This is a genomic window from Deinococcus malanensis, from assembly GCF_014647655.1.
Classification (GTDB): Bacteria; Deinococcota; Deinococci; order Deinococcales; family Deinococcaceae; genus Deinococcus; species Deinococcus malanensis.
Genome location: NZ_BMPP01000008.1, coordinates 17,983 through 35,648, shown reverse-complemented (window position 1 = coordinate 35,648; position 17,666 = coordinate 17,983). Strand labels below are relative to the sequence as shown.

The 17,666-nt window shown below is 65.3% G+C and carries 19 protein-coding genes; 8 read left to right on the top strand and 11 right to left on the bottom strand.

Going from position 1 to position 17,666, the window contains the following annotated elements; all coding sequences use genetic code 11:
• Window position 1: 1 nt before the first annotated feature.
• Together xseA and IEY49_RS10615 are read right to left on the bottom strand one after the other, a co-directional pair.
• Window positions 2-1,228, bottom strand: a complete 1,227-nt coding sequence (gene xseA / locus IEY49_RS10620) for an exodeoxyribonuclease VII large subunit (protein WP_189008067.1) — start codon at window positions 1,226-1,228, stop codon at window positions 2-4.
• Window positions 1,225-1,587 carry a fluoride efflux transporter FluC gene (locus IEY49_RS10615; protein ID WP_189008451.1) on the bottom strand — a complete coding sequence of 121 codons (363 nt, stop codon included), beginning with the start codon at window positions 1,585-1,587 and terminating at the stop codon, window positions 1,225-1,227. Before IEY49_RS10615 ends, xseA begins: the two co-directional genes overlap by 4 nt.
• Window positions 1,588-1,641: 54 nt before the next feature.
• Between IEY49_RS10615 and IEY49_RS10610 the strand changes: the two genes are divergently transcribed.
• Entirely contained in the window at window positions 1,642-2,562 is a 921-nt protein-coding gene (locus IEY49_RS10610) for a magnesium transporter CorA family protein (RefSeq protein ID WP_189008063.1), read from the top strand.
• On the opposite strand, the gene IEY49_RS10605 is transcribed toward IEY49_RS10610, so the two are convergent.
• Genes IEY49_RS10605 through IEY49_RS10585 form a run of 5 tightly spaced genes read right to left on the bottom strand, consistent with a single transcriptional unit; the run spans window position 2,540 to window position 5,877 of the window.
• A complete protein-coding gene (locus IEY49_RS10605) occupies window positions 2,540-3,733 on the bottom strand; it encodes a YbfB/YjiJ family MFS transporter (protein WP_189008060.1) in 1,194 nt (397 codons plus the stop codon). The genes IEY49_RS10610 and IEY49_RS10605 overlap by 23 nt on opposite strands.
• 9 nt (window positions 3,734-3,742) lie before the next feature.
• The gene (locus IEY49_RS10600; RefSeq protein ID WP_189008057.1) at window positions 3,743-4,240 is read right to left on the bottom strand and encodes a dihydrofolate reductase; all 498 of its coding nucleotides are present in this window, start codon (window positions 4,238-4,240) and stop codon (window positions 3,743-3,745) included.
• Window positions 4,230-4,658, bottom strand: a complete 429-nt coding sequence (locus tag IEY49_RS10595) for a deaminase (protein WP_189008054.1) — start codon at window positions 4,656-4,658, stop codon at window positions 4,230-4,232. The genes IEY49_RS10600 and IEY49_RS10595 overlap by 11 nt, the downstream gene beginning before the upstream one ends.
• Entirely contained in the window at window positions 4,658-5,086 is a 429-nt protein-coding gene (locus IEY49_RS10590) for an HIT family protein (protein ID WP_189008052.1), read from the bottom strand. The genes IEY49_RS10595 and IEY49_RS10590 overlap by 1 nt, the downstream gene beginning before the upstream one ends.
• Complete coding sequence (locus IEY49_RS10585; protein ID WP_189008049.1) at window positions 5,083-5,877, bottom strand: thymidylate synthase; 795 nt, start codon at window positions 5,875-5,877, stop codon at window positions 5,083-5,085. Before IEY49_RS10585 ends, IEY49_RS10590 begins: the two co-directional genes overlap by 4 nt.
• A gap of 141 nt (window positions 5,878-6,018) precedes the next feature.
• Here IEY49_RS10585 and IEY49_RS10580 point away from each other — a divergent pair, with 141 nt between their 5' ends.
• The 3 genes from IEY49_RS10580 (at window position 6,019) to fumC (ending at window position 8,740) form a co-directional block, all read left to right on the top strand.
• Window positions 6,019-6,366, top strand: coding sequence for a hypothetical protein (locus tag IEY49_RS10580; protein WP_189008046.1), 348 nt, complete (start codon window positions 6,019-6,021; stop codon window positions 6,364-6,366).
• Window positions 6,367-6,384: 18 nt separating this feature from the next.
• On the top strand, window positions 6,385-7,284 hold the full coding sequence (locus IEY49_RS10575) for a S41 family peptidase (protein WP_268239033.1): 900 nt from the start codon (window positions 6,385-6,387) through the stop codon (window positions 7,282-7,284).
• Window positions 7,285-7,345: 61 nt separating this feature from the next.
• Window positions 7,346-8,740 (top strand): class II fumarate hydratase, encoded by a 1,395-nt coding sequence (fumC, locus tag IEY49_RS10570; RefSeq protein WP_189008041.1) that lies wholly within the window; start codon window positions 7,346-7,348, stop codon window positions 8,738-8,740.
• 276 nt (window positions 8,741-9,016) lie between these two features.
• Here fumC and IEY49_RS10565 read toward each other — a convergent pair whose 3' ends face one another.
• Complete coding sequence (locus IEY49_RS10565) at window positions 9,017-9,556, bottom strand: hypothetical protein (protein WP_189008038.1); 540 nt, start codon at window positions 9,554-9,556, stop codon at window positions 9,017-9,019.
• A 118-nt stretch (window positions 9,557-9,674) separates the two neighbouring features.
• Between IEY49_RS10565 and IEY49_RS10560 the strand changes: the two genes are divergently transcribed.
• Window positions 9,675-9,860: a hypothetical protein gene (locus IEY49_RS10560; protein WP_189008035.1), complete on the top strand. Its 186-nt coding sequence runs from the start codon at window positions 9,675-9,677 to the stop codon at window positions 9,858-9,860.
• A gap of 28 nt (window positions 9,861-9,888) precedes the next feature.
• Entirely contained in the window at window positions 9,889-10,632 is a 744-nt protein-coding gene (locus tag IEY49_RS10555; RefSeq protein WP_189008032.1) for a monofunctional DNA glycosylase, read from the top strand.
• Window positions 10,633-10,642: 10 nt separating this feature from the next.
• Here the strand turns inward: IEY49_RS10555 and IEY49_RS10550 are convergent, their stop codons facing one another.
• The 3 genes from IEY49_RS10550 to def are packed head-to-tail and all read right to left on the bottom strand — an operon-like array spanning window position 10,643 to window position 12,892.
• Window positions 10,643-11,257, bottom strand: coding sequence for a hypothetical protein (locus tag IEY49_RS10550; RefSeq protein WP_189008029.1), 615 nt, complete (start codon window positions 11,255-11,257; stop codon window positions 10,643-10,645).
• 16 nt (window positions 11,258-11,273) lie between these two features.
• Window positions 11,274-12,236: a methionyl-tRNA formyltransferase gene (gene fmt, locus IEY49_RS10545; RefSeq protein WP_373291901.1), complete on the bottom strand. Its 963-nt coding sequence runs from the start codon at window positions 12,234-12,236 to the stop codon at window positions 11,274-11,276.
• Window positions 12,230-12,892 (bottom strand): peptide deformylase, encoded by a 663-nt coding sequence (gene def, locus IEY49_RS10540; RefSeq protein ID WP_189008448.1) that lies wholly within the window; start codon window positions 12,890-12,892, stop codon window positions 12,230-12,232. Before def ends, fmt begins: the two co-directional genes overlap by 7 nt.
• A gap of 224 nt (window positions 12,893-13,116) precedes the next feature.
• On the opposite strand from def, the gene IEY49_RS10535 reads away from it, so the two are divergent.
• Together IEY49_RS10535 and IEY49_RS10530 are read left to right on the top strand one after the other, a co-directional pair.
• On the top strand, window positions 13,117-14,313 hold the full coding sequence (locus IEY49_RS10535; RefSeq protein WP_189008023.1) for a tetratricopeptide repeat protein: 1,197 nt from the start codon (window positions 13,117-13,119) through the stop codon (window positions 14,311-14,313).
• A 1,353-nt stretch (window positions 14,314-15,666) separates the two neighbouring features.
• Window positions 15,667-17,580, top strand: a complete 1,914-nt coding sequence (locus tag IEY49_RS10530; protein WP_189008020.1) for a glycoside hydrolase family 2 protein — start codon at window positions 15,667-15,669, stop codon at window positions 17,578-17,580.
• The last annotated feature ends 86 nt before the right edge of the window (window positions 17,581-17,666 follow it).

The following is a 17,666-nucleotide window of genomic DNA, read 5'->3' as shown; positions in this document are numbered from 1 at the left end:
ATTACGGGGCTTTATCAGATGGCGTGGTCAGGGTGCGGACCCTGACCACGCCATCCTGAAATTCCAGCGTCAGGTCCTGGGTACCCCCCACCTGCTCGGCGCGCGTGACCGGCTGCCTGGCTGCGTCACGTACCAGCGCGTAGCCCCGGGCCAGCGTGCGCCCAGGCGTGAGCCCCAGGGCCTGCCTCATCAGGGCGTCGGTCTGTGCCTGGGCGTGATCGGTGGCGCGGTGGGCAGCCCGCAGGGCACGGTCCACGGCCCAGGCTGCCCCGGCGTCCGCGTTCAGCAGCAGTTGCGCGGCATGGGCGCGGATGGTTCGGGCATGCTCCTGGGCCTGCGCAGCGGCCTGCACCACGGTGCGCACGATCAGGGCAGCGGCCTTGCTGGGGGTGTCGGTGCGGATGGAAGCCACCTCGTCGGGCAGGGTATCGTCGCGGGCGTGCCCCAGGCCAGTGATCACAGGAACTGGAAAAGTCGCCAGGGCGCGCACAAAATCCAGGTCATTGAGCCAGGCGAGGTCCGTCACGGCGCCGCCGCCCCGGATCACGACCAGGGCGTCCAGGGGCTCCCGGGCATGCAGGACCCGTGCCTGTTCAACCGCACGGGTCAGACTGGCTGATGCTTCACGGCCCTGAAAAGTGGCTTCCAGATACCCGAACCGGACCAGCCCAGCAGCCTCCAGCGCGTCCGCCTCGCGCCGGAAATCGCCCAGACCGGCCGCTTCCACCGGGGCAATCACCGCCACCCAGGTGAAATCGGAGGGGGCCGGCAACAGGCGATTGAGGCCGTAGACCCCTTCGAGCAGCAGGGCCTGCCGCATGGCGTCGAGTTTCAGCGCCGTGTCTCCCAGCGTAAATTCCGGAGCGATGTCGAGCACATTCAGAGAAAATCCGTACTGGGCGTGAAACTCGGCGGTGCAGAACAGCAACACCTTCACCCCGGCCGTCAGGGTTCCGCCGGTGGCCTTCCGGAACTTGCCTTCCAGGCTGAAGCGTTCACGGGCCCAGACGGTCGCGCGGCACTTGGCCACCTCCACGCCGTCTTCGAGCTGCACGAGGTCCAGGTACAGATGACGGCGGTCGGTCACGCTGACCAGTTCGGCACGCACCCACACACCGCCCGGTACTCCCCTGGCGATGACCTGCCCCACATAGGTCAGCACATCGGCCAGTTCCAGAAACTGCTCCGGCGGACGCGCCGTGTCTTTCTTGCGTTTACGCCCGCTCATGTGGCGGCTCCCAGCCGGTCTCCCAGCAGCCGGCCAGCCACGGCCGCCAGGACGCCCAGGCTCACGCTCAGGCTGATGTACAGCAGCGCCATCCCCCCGGACCCACGCGCCGTCAGACTGTCGAGTTCCACGCTGAAGGTGCTGAAGGTGGTAAAAGCCCCCAGAAACCCTGTGCCGAAGGCCAGACGCGCGGTCTCGGGCCAAAGTCCGCGCCCCACCAGGGCCACCGTCAGGCCCAGCAGAAACGAGCCCACCACGTTGATCAGCAGGGTCGGCACCGGAAAGCCGGAGCGAACCAGCGGCGTCAGGACCAGCATCACCCCGTAGCGGGCCGCGGCCCCCAGCGCCCCGCCCAGCATCACCCACAGCCACGTGCCCACGCAGCACAGCATAGGCGACGTAGCATGGGCGTCATGATTCGTGCCCGCCTGCTGGCCACTGGCCAGGAATTTGACTGGCAGGACCAGACCAGTGGTGTGTGGGTGGATGCGCAGGCGGCGACCGACGCCGAACTGGCCCAGTTGAAAGCCGCCTTCCCGCTGAACCGTCTGGCCCTGGAAGACGTGCTGGAGGTCGGGCACTGGAGCCGCGCCGAGCAGTATCCGGAACATGCCTTTATCACGGTGCGCAGTTACGCGCGCCCCGACACCGACGACGAGTTCACCGAGCGCCTCAGCATCTTCGTGTTCGACGGCGCCGTGCTAACGCTGAGCAGCCACGGCACCCTCGCGCTGGGCCGGGTGTGGCCGCTGGCCAACGGCCGCGAGGCGCTCAACAGCCCGCACGAGGTGACCTACGAACTGCTCGACCATACGGCCGATACCTTTTTTACGGTCGCCGATACGCTCGAAGAGCAGGTAGACAAGCTGGAAGAACGGGTCTTCCAGAATGAACGAAGGAATCCAGTGGCCGACGTGTTCGAGCTCAAGCACCTGATTACCCAGGCCCGCCGGCTCGCCAACGAGGCCCGGGAAGCGACGGCCATCCTGGGACGTTACGCTGCGGCGTCTCCCGCCGATCTGGTGCGCTACCGCGATGTGCAGGACAGCTTTACGCGGGCGGTCAGCCGCTTCGAGGGCCTGCGCGAATATCTGACCAGCCTGCTTGACCTGCACCTGAGTCTCCAGAGCCAGCGCATGAACGAGGTCATGCGGACCCTGACGGCCGTCAGTGTCATCTTTCTGCCCCTGACCTTTCTGGCCGGGGTGTGGGGCATGAATTTCGAACACATGCCGGAACTGCGCAGCCCCTACGGTTATGTCTTCGCCTGGAGCAGCTTTCTGCTGGTCGGCGGCCTGCTCGCGGCGTACTTCAAGCGGCGCGGCTGGTGGTAAGTGACCGTGCTGGCTGCCCCAGGGCCAGTCCTGCGCCCACCAGCAGCACCGCTGCACTGAAGCCCAGACCCAGCCGCAGGCCCCCGGCACTGTCTGCGGCCAGTCCAGTGAGCAGTGGTCCGGCCACCTGACCCAGGGCAAACACACTGGTAAACACAGCGATGCCGCGCGACCAGGCGTGTTCGGGCAGAACCCGCCGGGTGATCACCGTCGTAAAGGTCACCACCGCCAGGAAGCTCAGCCCGAACAGCACGCCGGACAGAAGCAGCGCAGCCGGATGTGACGCGACCAGGGGCAGGGCCGCACCAACGGCCAGCAGCAGCATCAGCAGGGCCATGGCCCGGGCCCCGGTGGCGCGCGTCATCAGTGGGCCCCAGACGAACGGATTGGCGATCACGCACACACCCAGCAGGGTCCAGAACGGGGTGATCAGCCCTTCTGCGCCCAGTGAACGCAGGAACGCCACGATAAAGGTCATGTACGCGATGTAGCCCACACCGAAACAGGCATATGCAGCCAGGGTGAACCCCAACGGGCGGAGGGAGGCGTGTCCCTCTCCCTCCGGGAGAGCCGGGGCCCGGTCCGGCAGGCGCCCCAGCGTGCGCAAGGTCAGGGCCAGACACACCAGCGACGTGGCCCCCAGCGCCGCCCACGCCCCACGCCACCCACTGGCCAGCAGCGGAGGCACCAGCAGCGCCGACAGGACGATACCAATGCCGGCACCGCCGTAGAAGACACCCAGCAGGCGGGCGCTCTGCTCCGGGTAGGCGCGCGCCGCCAGTGCCGCCAGCCCTCCCCCACTGACAAAGACCCAGGCGCCACCCAGTCCGGCCAGCAGCCGCCACAGCAGCAGCGCGGCGCTGTCCGAGGTGAGCGCGCAGGCCAGCAGCGCCAGGGCGGTGAGCAGCATTCCGGCCTGAAAGGTACGGCGAAGGCCGGCCCGGCCCGAGAGCCAGCCGGCACTCAGGGCACCCAGCAGATACCCCAGGGCATTGACAGCGTTCATGCTGCCGGACAGGGTGAAGCTCCAGTTCAGATCCGAGCGCATCACCGGCAGCAGCAACGCGTAGGCGAAGCGCGCGAATCCCAGGGCCACCGCGCCGCCCAGCGACAGCGCCAGCATGTCGAGCAGGGCCCGGGCCGCAGGAGAGAGCCGCTGCCTACCGGTCATCACAGACCCTCAGGCGCGGCGGATCAGGGTGCGGAAGGTCAGGTCGTAACGGTTTTTCTCGTCGGCGGCCCGCTCACGCTCGGCACTGACCTCCCACTCGCCGGGCAATTCAGGGAAGAACGTGTCGCCATCGAGCACCGCGTGGATCACGGTCTGCTCCACGCGCGTGAGCTTCTGCAGGTACAGCCGGTAGATTTCCTCGCCTCCCAGGATGGCGATCTCAGGAGCGTCACCGGCAGCTTTCAGGGCTTCCTGAGGGGTATGCACCACACTGCACCCGGGCGCCAGGAAGCCGGGATTGCGGGTCAGGACAATGTTGTCGCGCCCCGGCAGCGCCTGCCCCAGCGAGTCGTACACCTTGCGGCCCATGATGTTCGGCTTGCCGACGCTAAGCCGCCGGAAGTGCGCCAGGTCAGCCGGCAGGTGCCAGGGCATGCCGCCATCTTTGCCGATCACGCGGTTTTTGGTCATGGCGACGATGGCGACCAGTTCCAGCCTAGCCGACATGCTGCACCTCGATACCGGCAGAGCGCAGAATCTCGGCCCCGCTGGGCAGACCCGACTGCACCCGGCTGGTCTCACTGTAAACGGCGGCAAAGGCCACCCGGCCCACCCGGCGCGAATTGACGATCAGGCGGGCGCAGGTGGCGCAGGGCTCGTGGGTCACGTATAAGGTGTGGCCCTCTCCGTTCCAGTTGGCGGCCAGCAGGGCGTTGACCTCCGCGTGAATAAAGCCGCTGTGGCCCTGGTCCAGGCTCTCGCGCTCGTTCGGTTCCCCGGCAGCGCGGCCGTTGTATCCCACACCTACCACCCGGTGATGCCGGTCCAGGATGCACGCTCCCACCTGCACCTTCGCGTCGGCGCTGCGGGAGGCCCACAGCCGCGCGGTGGCCAGGCCCAGCTCATCGAAAGTAGGTCGGTTCATCAGCGTTTCTCCAGAGCCGTGCAGAGTTGCGCAGCGACCTCATTCAGTTCGGCACGTGAGGGCTGAGGCCAGGAAACCTCAATCTTAAAACCGTCATCTTTCAGACGCGGGAAGACATGCATGTGCACGTGAAAGACATCCTGAAAGGCGGCTGAGCCGTTGGCCATCCACAGATTAAAGCCTTCACAGGGGAGATCACTGCGCTCAAGGGCCTGCGCGACCTGCTGCGAAAGTTGAGCCAGCGCGGCAGCTTCTGCAGGCGTCAGGTCCGTAAATGTAGCCGCGTGACGCCTTGGGACGACCAGGGTGTGCCCTGTATTGAATGGACTGATTGTCAGAAAAGCCAGACAGAGTTCGTTCTCGGCCACCACACTCGACTCGGCTTCTCCCCTCAGAATCTTGCAGAAAATGCATTCCTGCTCGCTCATACCGCCACCGGAGCCTTGATTCCGGGGTGTGGGTCGTAGCCTTCCAGCGTAAAATCCTCGAAGCGGAAATCGTCCAGCTCACGCACGGCCGGGTTGAGGTGCATGACCGGCAGTGTGCGCGGTTCGCGGGAAAGCTGCTTGCGCGCCTGCTCCAGGTGGTTGGTGTACAGGTGGCAGTCGCCCCCAGTCCAGATGAACTCGCCGGGTTCGAGCCCCGTGACCTGCGCGACCATCAGCGTCAGCAGCGCGTAGGAGGCGATATTGAACGGCACACCCAGGAAAATGTCGGCTGAGCGCTGGTACAGCTGGCAGGACAGTCGCCCGTCCGCCACATAGAACTGGAAAAAGGCGTGGCAGGGGGGCAGGGCCATCTGCTCGATCTCCCCGACATTCCAGGCACTCACGATCAGCCGGCGTGAGTCGGGGGTACGCCGGATCTGCTCGACCACCTGGGCAATCTGGTCGATGTGCCGTCCGTCCGGCGTGGGCCAGCTGCGCCACTGCACTCCGTAGACCGGGCCCAGCTCGCCGTGCTCGTCAGCCCATTCGTCCCAGATGGTCACGTCGTGTTCGCGCAGGTACGCGACGTTGCTGCTGCCCTGCAAAAACCACAGCAGCTCGTGAATGATCGACTTCAGGTGGGTACGCTTGGTGGTGACCAGTGGGAAGCCCTGCGCGAGGTCAAAGCGCATCTGGTGCCCAAAAACCGAGAGGGTGCCGGTCCCGGTCCGGTCGGTTTTCTCGGTGCCGTGCTCCAGCACGTGCCGCATGAAGTCGAGGTACTGCTGCATGACGGTCAGCCTACTTCCTGGAAAGGCGGGTCTGCATGGGACCGTCCAGGGTACCCCTCAGGCATCCTGGGAGCAACCCCCCCCATCCCCTGTGGCGTAGTGGTTGATATGTCAGCATGTGTTCATTCCTGGTCCGCTGCCGTGACCAGCCTGCTTCTGCTGGTCGGCTGCGCACCGGACCCTGCGCCTCCCAGTGTGTTCGATGCGGGTGTGCGTGAGCTGCGCGAGCATTACCACGGCTATTCGGCAGTTCCGCTTGAACCTGTAGTGATGCGGGCTCGGGCAGCCCTGAAGGCGCAGTGCGCCGCAAGCCCCTGCACCCCCCTGAATGACTATGAGGCGCTCAGGAGCATTACCGACGCTTTGCAGGACAGCCACAACTGGGTCTATACGCCCACTCAGATAGAACAGATGGGCAAGCTGCTCAAGGCCAGTCAGTCCCCCCTGCTCAGCTACGGTGTGGTCGCACTGAGTACTGGCTCCCGGTAGGTACTCGTACAGGACGTCGTGGTGGGAAGCCCAGCAGAAAAGGCTGGCCTGCAGCCCGGAGACCGGCTGACCAACCTGAATGACCAAGGACCACCTGGAACCGTTGAAGGGCTGCAAAAGGCTGAGATCTTCGATGATCCGCCGCTGCTGAAGGTCCGGGTGGAACGCGGGCCGGTGAGACGGGCGCAGATTCGCACCCTTACCCTGGAGCCGCGAGTGCTGCGCCGCATGCACCTGCCGTTGCTGTATACGCCCCCGGACGCGCCGGTGGGTGTGCAGGTCCTGCGTATTCCCAGTTTCAAGGAAGGGCGGCGGGTCGGGCCACGGGTGCATGCCCTGGTCCGTCAGGCACAGAAACAGGGCACACGTAAGCTGATCGTGGACCTGCGTCATGGCGGTGGCGGCCTGTTGCAAGAGTGCCTGATGGCTGCTGGAGCCATCATAGGTCCGGCTCAGGTCAATTCCGAAAGCCGACGAGGACCATCTTCCGCCGAGTGGACCGGCCGCCGGGTCCAGTTGCAGAGAGATCTGATCATCACAAGGCCATGGTGGCACGCGTCCTCCCGCTCACACGTTCTGGCTTTTCCCGCCCGCTGGCACGGCGAGACGGTCGTGCTGGTAGACCGGGGCACCGCCTCGTGCCACGAGACCATGGCGTATCTGCTGCAGCGCACAGGCATCCCGGTGCTGGGCCTCCCGACAGCCGGGCTGCTCTCCACCTCTGTCTTATGGCGTGAACTCCCCGGGGGCGGAGCCCTTCAGGTCTCGATGTACCGGAAACTGGACAGCCAAGGAAAACCCATGCTCCACCGTGTGACCCCTGATATCCGGGTGGTGGATGATCCGCAGGTCTTTGCCGCCACGGGCCATGACCCGGCGCTGCAGGCTGCCTATCGGCGGCTGGCCGTGCAGCGTTGATGGACGCGGCCCACTGCGTTCCCTCCCCCGTGACAGGAGTGCCCCTTTACACTCAGAAGGTATGACCAACATCCGCAAAGAGTCCGACACGATGGGCACGCTGGACGTCGCCGCCGACCGGTACTGGGGCGCGCAGACCGAGCGCAGCATCCACAATTTCCCGATCGGCCGGGACACCTTCGTGTGGGGACGCCCCGTCATCCGTGCACTGGGCATCCTGAAAAAGGGCGCCGCGCAGGCCAACGCCGACCTGGGCGAACTGCCGCGTGACGTGGCCGACCTGATCGTGCAGGCCGCTGATGAAGTGATTGCCGGCAAGCTCGACGACCACTTCCCGCTGGTCGTGTTTCAGACCGGCTCGGGCACCCAGAGCAACATGAACGCCAACGAGGTCATCTCCAACCGCGCCATCGAGATCGCGGGCGGAGAGATGGGCTCCAAGAAGCCCGTGCACCCCAATGACCACGTCAACCGCGGCCAGAGCAGCAACGACACCTTCCCGACCGCCATGCACATTGCGGTGGTGCTGGAACTCAGCGAGCGGCTGTACGGCAGCGTGGGCAAACTGCGCGACACGCTGGACGCCAAGGCGAATCAGCATGCCGGGCTGGTCAAGGTCGGGCGCACGCACCTGCAGGACGCCACGCCCATCACCCTGGGCCAGGAGATCGGCGGCTGGGTCGCGCAGCTCGACTACGCCCTGGCGGAAGTGCGCCACGCCGGTGAGGGCCTGCTGGATCTGGCCATCGGCGGCACGGCGGTCGGCACCGGCCTGAATGCCCACTCGCAGTTCGGCGACCTGGCCGCGCGGAAGTACAGCGAGGAAACCGGCTTTCCATTCCGCAGCGCGGAGAACAAGTTCGCGGCCCTCAGCGCTCACGACGCCCTGGTGCAGACCAGCGCCGCCCTGCGCACCCTGGCCGGTGCCCTGATGAAGATGGCCAACGACGTGCGCTGGCTGGCTTCGGGGCCCCGCAACGGCATCGGCGAGATCACCATTCCCGAGAACGAGCCCGGCAGCTCGATCATGCCCGGCAAGGTCAACCCCACCCAGAGCGAGGCCATGACCATGGTGGCCACGCGCGTGTTCGGCAACGACGCCACCGTGGCCTTCGCGGGCAGCCAGGGCAACTTCCAGCTCAACGTGTTCAAGCCGGTTATGGTGCACGCGGTGCTGGAGTCCATTCGCCTGATCAGCGACGCCTGCCTCGCCTTCAACGACAACTGCGCCGTGGGCATCGAGCCGAACCTGGAACGCATCGAGCACAACCTCAGCATCAACCTGATGCAGGTCACGGCCCTGAACAAGCACATCGGTTACGACAAGGCCGCGGCGATTGCCAAGAAGGCGCACAAGGAAGGCAGCAGCCTGAAGGATGCTGCCCTGGCACTGGGGCACGTCACCGAGGAGCAGTTCGCCGAATGGGTCGTGCCGCTGGATATGACCCACAGCTGAGCAGGAGGGTTCAAAGTGGTGGGGGCTCAGGCGCGCCCTGAGTCATGAACGCCGGTGTCAATCCGGGCCGCGGGAGCATCGTGCTCCCGCCGCTGTCTGCCAACCTGGTCATGGTATACGGCGTGTTTTCCGTTCCGCCTTCCAGAGTCGTCAGTTCGCCCGGTCAGGCCCCTGGATCTCGGCCCGCAGGACCGTGCGCATGATCGTGCCGCTGTGTGGTGGGCGCACTCATGCGCCGGGCGTGGAGGCGCGGGCAGGCGCGACAACATCTGCACGTCACCTGCGCAGCGCACGGCGGTAGATCAGGGTGAACGGAAGGGCGCCCACCACGGTGTGGTTGAGCAGGTGCCACCGCTCTGCATAATCTGCACCCCAATCACCGTAATCACACATGCCGGGGAACCTTCTACCGGCCAGTTCCAGGGCGATAAAACAAGGGTTGAGTAGGTGTGGCACGATTTCTGTGCCAGCCAGGAACACGACCGGGCCGAAAAACACCAGCAGCCTTCGTCCAGCGCTGGTCCTCCGGCCGTGCAGCAGGTCCCAGATTCCGGTCAGCAGGCTGGGTCCATCCGGCAGAACGGTGAGCCCGTACCCCAGCGTCGAGATAATTATGGGCGCGTTTTCCGGCCCCGGTCTCCTCCTGGGCGTTTCGCCGCCTGACGGGAACAGGGCAACCAGCAATCCGCCCAGAAGCCCGACCGCGATAGAAAAAAGCAGTGTTCGCCACGAATAACGCGCCAGCCGGTCTGCCAGCCGCTCGGCACGCGTCGCCGGCATGGGCACCGGACGGCTGCTGGGCTCCGAAATGCTCATAACTAAAAGTATTCAGGGGTGCTTGTCTGTCCAGCACCATTCCTCCGGAGCACGGGCAGATAAACCTCCCTTTAAGCGGCTCTCGTGAAGGGGGCGTCCCACGCAGGCAAGCTGAGGCATGACTGACGACCAGAAAAATCCCCAGGGCCATGACCCCGCCGAGCAGTCACCCGCCGAGGGCCAGAGCCATCCCATCCCCGAGGCGGCCCATGGCAAGAACCCCGGGGTAGACCCCGCAGCCAAGGACGCGCCTGCCGAAGGTGGCCGCGACGAAGTCGAGGACAGCGACACACCCGGGCAGTAACCGCCCGCTTCTCTGTTCACCCACGCCCATGACTGAGTCACCGGTCCTGAATGTGGTCCGCCCGGCCCCGGAGCGGGCCGAACTGCTGCAGTGGATGTACGCCAGGTTGCGCGACGAGTATGGTGAAAAACCACTGGAGCCCCGGCGCGACCCCATGCACGAGTTGGTCAGCACGATCCTCTCGCAGCGCACCAACTGGCGCGACGAGGACGCCGCGTATCAGGAACTGCGAACCCTGGGGGACTGGGACGCCATTATTGCCGCGCCCACCGAGGCGGTGGCTCACGCGATCCGCCGCAGCAACTACCCCGAGAGCAAGGCCCCGCGCATCCAGGCGACGCTGCGTGCCATCCGTGACGCCCCGGGAGGCTATGACCTGGACTTTCTGCGTGAGTTGCCGGTCAAAGACGCCCTGAAATGGCTCACCGACCTGCCGGGGGTAGGGGTCAAGACGGCCAGCCTGGTGCTGCTGTTCAATTACGCCCGGCCGGTCTTTCCGGTGGATACTCACGTGCACCGGGTCAACACTCGGGTCGGAACCATTCCCCGTATGGGCGAGCAGGCTGCCCACCGCGCGTTGCTGGGGCTGCTGCCCCCTGAGCCACCTCTGCTGTACGAACTGCACATCAATCTGCTGAAGCACGGGCAGAAGATCTGCACCTGGAGCCGCCCGCGCTGCCGTCAGTGTGTCCTCCGTGAGCGCTGCGACGCCTTTGCTCTGTACGGCGATCAGGTGCCCAGCTTCAGTGAGAAAGCCCCGCCCTCCGCCTGAGGCGCCCCGGTCAGCCCCGTTCGCGCTCGCGCAGCACTAGTTGCACCAGTCCCAGCAGCATCAGTTCCTCATCCTGTGGCTGCCCGGGACGCAGTTCCTCGACTGTAAAGCGTCGTGACAGGAAGCTGCGTTTCTTGTGCACCCGGTAAGCTGGCTGCCCACCAATGTCGGCCACGGTGTAGGTGGGATTGACCAGGTAATCAAAGCCCATAGCCACCAGATCGCCCACCACCGGCACCGCGCCGATCAGACCTTCGACGACACTCATCCAGGGATGGTCGTCGCGGATGGTAAAGCGGGCTTCGCCCTGCGGGCCCAGCAATTCGTAGCTGGCGGCCCAGAGCGTGCGCACCCCCTGAGCCTGGAGGGCGCCGACCTCGCTGCCGTCCACCCGACGCAGTTCGCGGCGGGCCCGCCAGTCCAGCGCTCCGGCCATCAGCCCCCGGGCCCGCATGGCGTGGGTCTGCACCCGGCGTTCCTCGTCGGCGTAGACGCGTACCTCGTCGCGAATGCTGAAGGTCTTCTCCTTGACCACCGCGATCAGTCTGCCGCTGGCGTCGGTGACGCGCAGTTCGGTAAACAGGCTGAATTTGAAATCGATGTTCAGCGGAAAAACCGGATTCATGCTCTGGAGTATGCGCTCAGGACGGCTGAGGTTCCCACAGGTCAAAGCGCGCCCCGGCCCCGACGCCTGCGGTCTGGGCCCAGACGGCTGCCGGCTGCGCCTTGCGGGCCTCAGGCTGCACGGTCTCGATCCGCACGGCGCCGCTTCCCGCAGCCACCACCAGACCAGCCTCGTCTATCCGCAACACCTCGCCGGGCTGACCCTGTCCTTCCACGGAACTCAGGCCCCCGAGCTTGAGACGCGCTCCGCTCAGAAAAGCGGTCGTCTGCGGCCAGGCAGCCACGCCACGAAAGCGGTTGACAATCGCCTGGGCCGGATCACGCCAGCGCACAAATCCATCCTCCTTGACCAGCATGGGGGCGTGGGTGGCCTGAGCCTCGTTCTGGGCAGTAGGCCTCAGGGCGCCGAGTTCTTCCAGGGCCTGCACGATCAGCCCCGCTGCCTGCGTCGCCAGGGCGTCCGCCAGTTCAAGGCTGGTCCAGGCAGGCTCAATAGTCAGTTCCTGTTGCAGCACAACCGGGCCAGTGTCCATGCCCTCGTCCGTCTGCATGATGGTCGTACCGGTCACCGCTTCACCCGCGATCAGGGCCCACTGAATGGGCGCGGCTCCCCGGTAGCGGGGCAGCAGGCTGGTGTGGGTATTCAGAAAGCCGTGGCGCGGCACCCGCAACAATGACGCCGGCAGAATCTTGCCGTAGGCGCAGGTCACCGCCACGTCCGCGCCCGAGTCCCGCAGGGTGGTCTCAAAGGCGGCGTTGCCGCGCAATTTCGCGGGTTGGGCAAGCGGCAGGCCCAGTTCGGTGGCGCGGGCTGCAACCGGCGGCGGCGTCAGTTTCAGACCCCGGCCGACCGGCTTGTCCGGTTGGGCCACCACCAGCACAACGTTGAAACGCTCACGAATGGCGTCCAGCACCGGCAGGGCAAAGGCCGGGGAGCCAAAAAACGCCACGCGCGGCCTGCCTGGCAGCGCCGTCAAGATCCGCGCTCCTGGCGGCGCTGCCCTTCTAGCACCGTCAGGTCATTCAGGTGCTGCTTGGCCTTGCGCTGCATAGCCAGCAGGTCGCGGCGGTGGTCCTCGGTGACCTCGGGCGGCAGGCGGTCCAGGAAGAAGATGCCGTCCAGGTGGTCGGCCTCATGCTGGAACACCCGTGCCAGGTAATCGTCGGCCTCTATGGTCCTCTGCACGCCGTCCAGGTCGGTATAGCGCACCTGGATGGCGCGGGCACGCGACACACCCTCCTCGTAGATGCCCGGAATGCTCAGACAGCCTTCCTGGTACGAGCGGTCTTTTTTCTTGTCCAGCACGCTCAGCACCGGGTTGAGCATCACGAATTCGCGCAGGACGCGCGACTTGAGGGGGGTGTCCTGCCCCTCGTTCTCTTCCTCATCGTCCTCGTATTCGACCGCCACGAACATGCGCACCGGCAGGCCCACCTGCGGCGCCGCCAGGCCTACGCCGCGTGCCTCGAACATGGTTTCGAGCATAGTATCGGCGACCTGACGCACGGTCTGGGGGTCAAAGCCAGGCACGGTCAGCGTGTCGGTGTGCTGCAGTGGCCGGGCCTTGCGGCGCAGCACCGGGTCGCCGTACAGGCGGATGGGATAGATGCGTGGAGAGTCGCTGGGAACCGTCACAGTACCCCGTTTTACCAGAGCCCCGCCACGTGCGCCCAGGATGAAACGCGCAATGGAGAGCAGCAGGCCCCTGCTTGCGTGTTCTCTCACGACCTCCCCACCCCGGCAACGGAACATCAGCCCGGAAGGTTCTGCACCGTTTCAAGGCTCTGCATAGCTTCGCGGCTCTGCAAAACCCCATGGCCATCCTCTGCCCCCAACTGCTCCCCGAATGGAGGTTTCCTATGACCCGACACGTTCTGACCGTCACGGCCCTGATGCTCTTGTCCCTGACGCCTGCGCTCGCCCAGATCACCCCTGCCCAAACTACCCCGGCCCAGAGCGCGCCGACGCAGTCTGCCCCTGCCTCTTCACCCAGTGCTGCGGGTGCCCAGCCCGCCGATCAGTCAGCGGCTCAGGCCCGCACGCTGGCAGAGCGTGCCCGCGCCATGTACCCCAGGGGCAGTGCCAACATTGACCAGCCGCTCTGGAAGCAGGCGGCCGCCGCCGCTGAGGCCGCTGTCAGTGCCGAGCCCACCAACGCGGAATACCTGAAACTTCGTGCACAGATCTATACCGAGGTGGGCTTCTGGCGGCAGGCGGAACTGGCCTGGGCCGCCTACTTCCGGGTGGCACCAGCCCAGGGGAACACGGCGGAAACGCGCCAGGCCGCTGCCGTGCAGTACAACCTGGGCTACGCCGCCTACACCCGCAATCAGGGAGCGGAAGCGGCGCGGTTCTTTGCGGCCTGCCTGCAGCTTGACCCGGCCAGCGTGCCCTGTACCACCTGGGCAGCCCGCACGGCGCTGGAAGCCGGCAGCTATGCCCAGGCCCAGACCCTGTACGCCAGTGCGCTGCGGCTCAGCCCCGGAGACAAGACCCTGAGCTACTTCCAGACCGTGGCCCAGAACGCCAGCCGCTACGGTCCAGCCGCCACGCGCGCCTTCAGCCGGGCGTACCGGGACGCGGAAGCCGGGCGCAAGGCCCAGGCACTGGCCGGGTTTCAGGAAGCGGCCCGCAGCGCGCCGGGCTTTCTGGAAGCGCAGCGTGAGACCGGGCGGCTGGCCCTGGAACTGGGAAACGCTCAGGTGGCGTTAACGGCCTACCAGAAGGCCACGGGCCTCCCCGGGGCCACGGCAGCTGACCGCTACAACCTGTCCCTGGCCAAGGAGGGACAGAAGTACGGGCTGGAGGCGGTGCGCACCTTCCGCGAGGCCTATGCCCGTTACGCTGCAGGCAACAAGGCGGCGGCCGAACAGGGCTTTCAGGCCGCGACTGCCCGCAACCCGAACTACGCCAAGGCCTGGGCCTGGCTGGGCCGGGTCCGTTACGAAGCCAGAAATTTCCAGGCGGCTGCCGAAGCCTATGGGCGTGCTGTCCAGCTTGACCCCGCAGACAGGTCCAGTGCGCACTTCCTGCGTCTGGCCCAGCAGGACAGATAGTGCTGGTGAGGACCAGAGACTGGGCACTGTATGCGGCGTTCCCTGGAGAAGCTTTCCGGGGTTCCGAAGATCTTCCAGATGTATTCAGGAGGCAGCATGTCCGGTCCAGCAGCACCTGCCTAAGCACATCTGCGTCCGCTTTTTGCCACATTTTCCGCAGCACGCATGCAGGCAGCGTGGCATGGTAATCCGATGAAATACGACTGGCTGCAGCTGACCTCGCATGCCCTGATGGCGGTCCTGACCCTGGGCACCCTGGCCCTGCTGGTTTACGTCATAGTCTGAGAGCTCCGTTCTTTCCGCTCACCTGGCGCAAGCCAGGTGGGACTTTTATTGCCTCCAGGATTCGGCCGACAGCTTGACCACGTCGAGGACATCGACCGGCTCATCAGCATGTTCATAAAGGGCACCACGGTCCTGCACGCTCCATGAACGTGGCTTCTGGCTTCTACCCCGAAGCCGGCTGGCGGCCAGTCTTCAAGGCGACCTGCACCGTACACAGATAGGCCTGTGCCCCGACACATTTTGTCGGCCCCCGCAAACCGGTTCTATCGAACCTATGGTCGCAGGTCCGCAACCATGCCTTGGTCAGGCCAAAAAAGCAGCGAGAGCCCGTGGGGTTCTCGCTGCTTTGAGGGTGCGGGTGACTGGCCTTGAACCGGTCGGGGAGCCTGCATCTGGCCCGCTCGCACGTCCGTTTTTCAGAAGGTGGACGTCTCCCTTCGCTCCTGGAGAGGACGCAAGTATGCCGCTCTCCTCTGCCCAGCAGATGGGGAGAAGGTCAGGAGAGTTTCAGGTTTTCTCCTTTGGCGATGAGAAGACTGTCAAAGCATGCTCTGGCACAGGCAGATGGTCACGCCCCGAATCAGCATCCCTGCCGCAAGGACCTGCCAGTTCAGAGGCGGTTATGGGCCTGAGCCCGACATGCGCCTACAGTTCATGACAAAGGAAAAGCTGCCCCTCGAGGCAGCCTTGATTTCTTTAAGATAAGGCGATATTCACGCTATGTCAACACCAGTCGTCAAATGGTGATCCGAGTGTAGAGATTCGCCGCCTGGACGCTGGCTTTCGGCTCCATACCGGGTGTCTGGGTCATGCAGACCAATGAAAGATATGCGTTCCAGGGGCCAGCCGCACCGTGGCCCCACAACAGTGGGCCGCCTATGGGAACGGTGCTGCATTTCGATGCTCGACCTTCCATAACCCGCAGCACGAAATTCTTAGGAAGAACAGGTGTTCAATGCAGCCTGACCGGCCCCACGGAGGTGCGCCCAGCATGATTCACGGGTCGGCAGCGCACCACGGAACAGCAGAAGTCAATTGGTGATGGACGAGGCCCCGAGGAAACCAGCTATGAAAGAACCCCACCAGGACCGCACGGCGACCGCTTCCGATACACGTCTTCATCCCCGGCCGCAACTGACCCGCGACCATTGGCAGGACCTGAATGGAGTCTGGCGCTTTGCCCATGACGACGCGGATAACGGGCTCCGTGAACGCTGGTTCGAGCGTCCAGAAGCTTTCGATCAGGAGATTATCGTGCCCTATCCCCCGGAGAGCCGGGCCAGCGGACTGCGGGCCACCGGTTATCACCCGGTGGTGTGGTACCGCCGGACCATTGAGCTGGTGCCGGAGGACCGCAAGGGCAAAGTCCTGCTTCATTTTGGAGCGGTGGACTACCGGGCCAGGGTCTGGGCCAACGGACACTTGGTAGCAGAGCACGAGGGCGGCCACACGCCGTTTACCGCCGATCTGACCCACGCCCTGGTTCCCGAGGAGTCGCAGGTCATCGTGGTGCGCGCCGAAGACGACCCTCTCGATATGGCGCAGCCACGCGGCAAGCAGGACTGGGAACGGGAGCCACACGCCATCTGGTACCACCGCACCACCGGGATCTGGCAGCCGGTCTGGCTGGAAGTTGTGCCGCACACGTTTATCGAGTCCATCCGCTGGACCCCCGATGTCGAACGCAGCCGGCTGGGATTTCACCTACGCCTCAACAAGGCGCCCGACCGTGACATGCGCGTCCGGGTCCAGCTGAGTCTTCAGGGAACGCGCCTGGCCGATGACACCTACACCCTGGACGCCCAGGAGCTGTTGCGCGACATCGACATCCGCTCACTGCACTTCAAGGATGAGCGCAGCGATCTGCTGTGGACTCCCAGGAATCCCAACTTGATCGACGCGCAGATCAGCCTGCTCGACGAAGAGGAAATTGTCGACGAGGTGGGCAGCTACGCCGGCATGCGGAGCGTGGGCGTGCGGGATGGGCGCTTCCAGCTCAACGGCCGGGCCTATTACCTGAGAATGGTCCTGGCCCAGAACTACTGGCCCGAGTCCCACCTCGCAGCACCCAGCGAGGATGCGCTGCGCCGTGAGGTCGAGCTGGTCAAGGAGCTGGGCTTCAACGGCATCCGCATTCACCAGAAGGTCGAAGATCCCCGCTTCCTGTACTGGTGTGACCGGCTGGGGCTGGTGGTGTGGGGCGAAATGGCCAACGCCTATATCTTTACCCCCGAAGCGCAGCGCCGGCTCACCCGCGAGTGGCAGGACGTGCTGGAACGGGACTACAACCATCCCAGCGTGGTGACGTGGGTGCCGGTCAATGAAAGCTGGGGGGTACCGAATCTGGAAGGTGACCGCGCTCAGCGCTCGTTTGTGCGGGGGCTGTATCACCTCACGGCGGCGCTGGACCCCACCCGGCCCGTGATCGGGAATGACGGCTGGGAAATCGTCGAGGGCGACATTCTGGGGGTCCATGATTACGCCCTGGACGGCGCGACCCTCCGCGAGCGCTACTGCTCGGCCGAGGCACTGGAGCACACGCTGGCATCGGTGCAGCCCGCGCGGCGCAATTTCTACCTGGCGGGACACCACCGCAAGGGCGAACCCGTCATGCTCACGGAGTTCGGTGGACTTAGCCACGCGCCGGCCGATTCGGACCGCTGGTGGGGCTACGGGACCCTGCCCGATACCGACACCCTGCTCAGCAGCTACGAGGACCTTCTCAACGCGGTGCTGGACAGCCCGGTCATTGCCGGCTTCTGCTACACCCAGCTGACCGACACCGAACAGGAGACCAACGGCCTGCTGCGTGAGGACCGCACCCCGAAACTGGACATGAAACGGGTCAAGGCCATCAACACGCGCGTCTCCAGGGCTGTACAGCACGACGTGCTGCAGGAAATCCACGCCCTGGCCGACGAACGCCGCCGCGAGCAGATGCGCGCCCAGGCGTCCCAGCCAACTTCTGTCAACGACCGGTAATCCGGACCGGCAACTGCAGAGAGCCTCAATGGACTTCGAGCCTGCCTTCCCTGGTAGATCGCTACGGGAAAGCAGGCTCAATTGAT